Consider the following 5,280-nt stretch of genomic DNA (forward strand, 5'->3'; position numbering starts at 1 on the left):
GGCTAAAGCCGCTCCAACAGGGTTTTGCATGTTCTCTGTGGGAGCGGCTTTAGCCGCGAAGAGGCCGGTACAAGCAACAACGATCAGACGGCGTTACGCGGCAACAGCAACCCCAGCGGCAGTCTCACCCGCGCCTCGATCCCGCCACCGGACCGGTTGCGCAACTCGACATTGCCACCATGCTGCGCGGCAATCCGCTTGACGATCGCCAGCCCCAGCCCGGTGCCCTTGCCACCGCGTGCCCGGTCGCCACGGATGAACGGGTTGAAGATGGTCTCCAGCTCCGATTCATCGATGCCCGTACCACGGTCCAGCACACTGAGCACCACATAAGGCGCGCTCTGGTCACCCGACACATAGGCCGCCACCTCCACGCCCTTGCCGGCGTGGTGCAGGGCGTTGCCGATCAGGTTGCCGAGCATGCGCTTGAGCGACACACGGCGCAGCGCAAACGGCGGGATCGGCTCCAGGCACAGGCGCACGCGCTCCTTGGGCTGGTTGTACGGCGCCACCACTTCACGGATCAGCTCGTTGAAGTCTACCTCCTCCACCGGCTCGTCGCGCCCGTCACGGATGAACGCCAGGAACTGGTCGAGGATCGCATCCATGTCTTCGATGTCGCGGACCATGTCGTCGCTGAGGTCACTGTCGTTGCCCATCAGCGACAACGACAGGCGCAGCCGGGTCAAGGGCGTGCGCAAGTCATGAGACACACCGGCCAGCATCAACTCGCGCTCACGCCCAGCCTGTTCGACGTCCTCGGCCATCTGGTTGAACGCCTTGTACACCTCGGTCATCTCGCTGGGGGTGTCGCTGACCGGCAGGCGCACGCTGCGCCCCTGGCCCAGTTGGCGGGCGGCGAACACCAGGCGCTTGAGCGGCTGGTTGAGCTGGCGCACGAAGATCCACGCCGAAGCGGTGGACAACAGGCCAATGGCCAGGAACCAGCCCAGCACGTTCCAGATCTTCTGCCCGCGCAACGGGTGCGGGTACAGCGGCACCTTGAGCCAGCCCGGGCCCAGGCTCGGCGCATTCACCCACAGCGCCGGTGGCGCGTGGATACGCAGGCGCACCTCGGTGTCATCACCCAGTTCGGCCTGCATCTGGCGCTGGTAGATCTCGCTGTACGGCCAGTGCTGCTCGCCTTCCGGCACGCCGGAGCCGGTGACCCGGATCAGCCCGGCAGCCTCGGCGATCTTGTCACGGTTCTCTTCATCCGCCGCCCAGTAGGCGCGCAACGTCAGGGCCACGCCATGGCTGTACTGGCGATCGACCAGCACGTCCTCGTTCATCAGCAGGTACACCAAGGTCAGCGCCTTGGAGAACAGCACGACGATCAGCACCAGCCACAGGGTGCGGGCGAAGAAACTTTGCGGGAACCAGAGAGGGGTTTTCATCGATCACTACTAATCAGCAAGGGCAACGTGGAAAAGCCGCACGCCACAGACGAAAACAGGGCGGCTCCTGCGAGCCGCCCTGCACCGTCGCAACGAGCCGGCTGGCTCATTTGCCGGCGTTTCCGTCCGGCACGAAGACGTAGCCCACGCCCCACACGGTCTGGATGTAACGCGGCTTGGACGGGTCGGGTTCGATCATCCGGCGCAGGCGCGAGATCTGCACGTCGATGGAGCGCTCCAGCGCATCCCATTCGCGGCCACGGGCCAGGTTCATCAGTTTGTCGCGGGTCAACGGCTCGCGGGCATGCATCACCAGGGCCTTGAGCACGGCGAATTCGCCGGTGGTAAGCATGTGCGTTTCGTCGCCACGCTTGAGTTCGCGGGTGGCCAGCGACAGCTCGTAGTCACCGAAGGTGACGGTCTCTTCCTCGCTGCCCGGCGCGCCCGGCACCGTCGGCGACTGGCGACGCAGCACGGCCTTGACCCGGGCCACCAGCTCGTCGGGGTTGAAGGGCTTGGCCAGGTAGTCGTCGGCGCCCAGCTCCAGCCCTTTGATACGGCTGAGCTCGTCGCCCTTGGCGGTGAGCATGATGATCGGGATCTGGTTGTTCGACGCGCGCAGGCGCTTGCACGCGGACAGGCCGTCCTCGCCCGGCAGCATCAGGTCGAGCACCACCAGGTTGAACACCTCACGGGCCAGCAGGCGGTCCATCTGTTCGACGTTGGGCACGGTGCGCACACGGAAGCCCTTGCTGGTGAAAAAACGGTCCAGCAGGCTGCTCAAGCCTGGGTCGTCGTCGACGATGAGAATCTTGTCGCCATCTGCGGCGTTTGCGGTGCTGGTCATGAATTGCTCCTCTGAGATCGCCGCGCATTATGGCGTAGCCATTGCAGCGCGTGCCGTGTGCATTGTTAGCAGATTTTTCCCATGGTGCCACTTCCAGGCCGCGGCCCATGGCCCGGCGCCATCACCGCAAGCCCGGCACGATGGGTATAATGCGCGCCTTTCACCCAGCGCCGCCGGGCCTGAACAGCCACCCGCGGCCTTGCATTCACTATTTGTCAGGTGGTTCTCATGGACAGCATCAACAGCCGTATCGCCGAGGAACTGGGCGTGCGCCCACAACAGGTCGAAGCGGCCGTGGGCCTGTTGGACGAAGGCTCGACCGTGCCCTTCATCGCCCGTTACCGCAAGGAAGTGACCGGCAGCCTGGACGACACCCAGCTGCGCCACCTGGAAGAGCGCCTGCGCTACCTGCGCGAACTCGACGACCGGCGCGCCAGCATCCTCGCCAGCATCGAGGAGCAGGGCAAGCTGACCCCGGAACTGGCCCGCGAAATCAAGCTCGCCGACACCAAGACCCGCCTCGAAGACCTTTACCTTCCCTACAAGCAGAAGCGTCGCACCAAGGGCCAGATCGCCCTGGAAGCCGGCCTCGGCGAGCTGGCCGACGGCCTGTTCAACGACCCGCAACTGAATCCGGAAAGCGAAGCGGCGCGCTTCGTCGACGCCGAAAAAGGCCTGGCCGACGTCAAGGCAGCGCTAGAAGGCGCCAAGTACATCCTCATGGAGCGCTTCGCCGAAGACGCCGCCCTGCTGGAAAAACTGCGCAACTTCCTCAAGCAGGAAGCCGTGCTCAGCGCCCGCCTGGTGGCCGGCAAGGAAGAGGAAGGCGCCAAGTTCCGCGATTACTTCGCCCATGACGAACTGCTGCGCACCGCCCCGTCGCACCGAGCCCTGGCGATCTTCCGCGGGCGCAACGAGGGCGTGCTGAGCGCCTCGCTGAAAGTCGGCGAAGAGCTGCCCGGCACCCTGCACCCGTGCGAAGTGATGATCGCCAGCCACGTCGGCATCGAAAACCGCAACCGCCCGGCCGACAAGTGGCTGGGCGAAGTGGTGCGCTGGACCTGGAAGGTCAAGCTCTACACCCACCTGGAAACCGACCTGTTCGGCGAGCTGCGCGACAACGCCGAAGGCGAGGCGATCAACGTGTTCGCCCACAACCTGCACGACCTGCTGCTGGCCGCCCCGGCCGGCCCGCGCGCCACCCTGGGCTTCGACCCGGGCCTGCGCACCGGCTGCAAGATCGCCGTGGTCGATGCCACCGGCAAGCTGCTGGACTACACCACGGTGTACCCGCACGCGCCGAAGAACGACTGGGACCGCACTATCTCGATCATGGCCGCCCTGTGCGCCAAGCACTCGGTGGAGCTGATCGCCATCGGCAACGGCACCGCCAGCCGCGAAAGCGACAAGCTGGTGGCCGAGCTGGTTAAGAAATACCCAGCCCTGAAGATCACCAAGATCATGGTCTCCGAAGCCGGCGCCTCGGTGTACTCGGCCTCGGAACTGGCCGCCCGGGAGTTCCCGGATCTGGACGTATCGATCCGTGGCGCCGTGTCGATCGCCCGCCGCCTGCAGGACCCGCTGGCGGAACTGGTGAAGATCGACCCGAAATCCATCGGCGTCGGCCAATACCAGCACGACGTGTCGCAGGTGAAACTGGCCCGTGGCCTGGACGCCGTGGTCGAGGACTGCGTGAACGCCGTGGGCGTGGACGTCAACACCGCTTCGGTGGCCTTGCTGACGCGCATCTCCGGCCTCAATGCGACGCTTGCGCAGAACATCGTTTCCCACCGCGACGCCAACGGCCCGTTCGCCACCCGCGCCGCACTGAAAAAGGTCAGCCGCCTCGGTGAAAAGACCTTCGAACAGGCCGCCGGCTTCCTGCGTGTGATGAATGGCGACAACCCGCTGGATGCCTCCGCCGTGCACCCCGAGGCCTACCCGCTGGTGCAGCGCATCGCCGCCGGCACCGAGCGCGACATCCGCTCGCTGATCGGCGACAGCGGCTTCCTCAAGCGCCTGGACCCGAAGCAGTTCACCGACGAAACCTTCGGCCTGCCGACCGTCACCGACATCCTGCAGGAGCTGGACAAGCCCGGCCGCGACCCACGCCCCGAGTTCAAGACCGCCACCTTCCAGGACGGCGTCGAGGACCTCAAGGACCTGGAGCCGGGCATGATCCTCGAAGGCGTGGTGACCAACGTCACCAACTTTGGTGCCTTCGTCGACATCGGCGTGCACCAGGACGGCCTGGTGCACATCTCGGCGCTGTCCGAGAAGTTCATCAAGGACCCGCGTGAAGCCGTCAAGGCCGGCGACGTGGTCAAGGTCAAGGTGATGGAAGTGGACATCCCGCGCAAGCGGGTCGGCCTGTCCATGCGCATGAGCGACACCCCGGGCGAGAAGGTCGAGGGCAACCGTGGCGGTAACCGTGGCGGCAATGGCGGCAACCGCCAGCAGCAGGCACCGCGCCCGCGTGAAACCACCACCGCCGCGCCGGCCAACAACGCCATGGCCTCGCTGTTCGCCAACGCCAAGCAGTTGAAGAAGAAGTGATGGACGTCCCGAAAGAGTACGTCGAAAGCGCCTTCAGCCAGCTGCTGGGCTGCCGCCTGCAACGCCTCGACACCGGCGTTGCCGAGGTAGCCCTGGCGCTCGAACCGCAATTGCGCAACCGTGGCCAGAAGCTGCACGGCGGGGCGATCTTCAGCCTGGTCGATATCGCCATGGGCCTGGCCTGTTCGGCCAGCCATGGTTTCGACCAGCAGAGCGTGACCATCGAGTGCAAGATCAACTACATGCGCGCCGTCAGCGAGGGTGAGGTGCTGTGCACCGCCCGCGTGCTGCATGCCGGGCGGCGCACGCTGGTGGTCGACGCCGACGTGCTCCAGGGCGACAAGTTGGTGGCCAAGGCGCAGGGAACCTTCGCGGTTCTCTAGCTGACACCGACCTATCTGCGGTATTTTTGCCGGCAATAGCTGTTGGGGCTGCTCTGCAGCCCATCGCCGGCAAGCCGGCTCCCACAGGGTCTTGTGG

The 5,280-nt window shown here is 65.5% G+C and carries 4 protein-coding genes; 2 read left to right on the forward strand and 2 right to left on the reverse strand.

The window, feature by feature from the left end; genetic code table 11:
* Positions 1-83: 83 nt before the first annotated feature.
* Positions 84-1,397 carry an ATP-binding protein gene (locus ABE459_RS25615; RefSeq protein WP_110992191.1) on the reverse strand — a complete coding sequence of 438 codons (1,314 nt, stop codon included), beginning with the start codon at positions 1,395-1,397 and terminating at the stop codon, positions 84-86.
* 106 nt (positions 1,398-1,503) lie between these two features.
* Positions 1,504-2,244, reverse strand: coding sequence for a two-component system response regulator OmpR (gene ompR / locus ABE459_RS25620; protein WP_110992190.1), 741 nt, complete (start codon positions 2,242-2,244; stop codon positions 1,504-1,506).
* Positions 2,245-2,472: 228 nt separating this feature from the next.
* Here ompR and ABE459_RS25625 point away from each other — a divergent pair, with 228 nt between their 5' ends.
* Together ABE459_RS25625 and ABE459_RS25630 are read left to right on the forward strand one after the other, a co-directional pair.
* Positions 2,473-4,800: a Tex family protein gene (locus ABE459_RS25625; protein ID WP_323830043.1), complete on the forward strand. Its 2,328-nt coding sequence runs from the start codon at positions 2,473-2,475 to the stop codon at positions 4,798-4,800.
* The gene (locus ABE459_RS25630; RefSeq protein ID WP_110992188.1) at positions 4,800-5,183 is read left to right on the forward strand and encodes a PaaI family thioesterase; all 384 of its coding nucleotides are present in this window, start codon (positions 4,800-4,802) and stop codon (positions 5,181-5,183) included. Before ABE459_RS25625 ends, ABE459_RS25630 begins: the two co-directional genes overlap by 1 nt.
* Positions 5,184-5,280 lie beyond the last annotated feature (97 nt).

This window comes from Pseudomonas sp. TWI923, from assembly GCF_039673365.1.
In the GTDB taxonomy this organism is placed as follows: domain Bacteria; phylum Pseudomonadota; class Gammaproteobacteria; order Pseudomonadales; family Pseudomonadaceae; genus Aquipseudomonas; species Aquipseudomonas sichuanensis.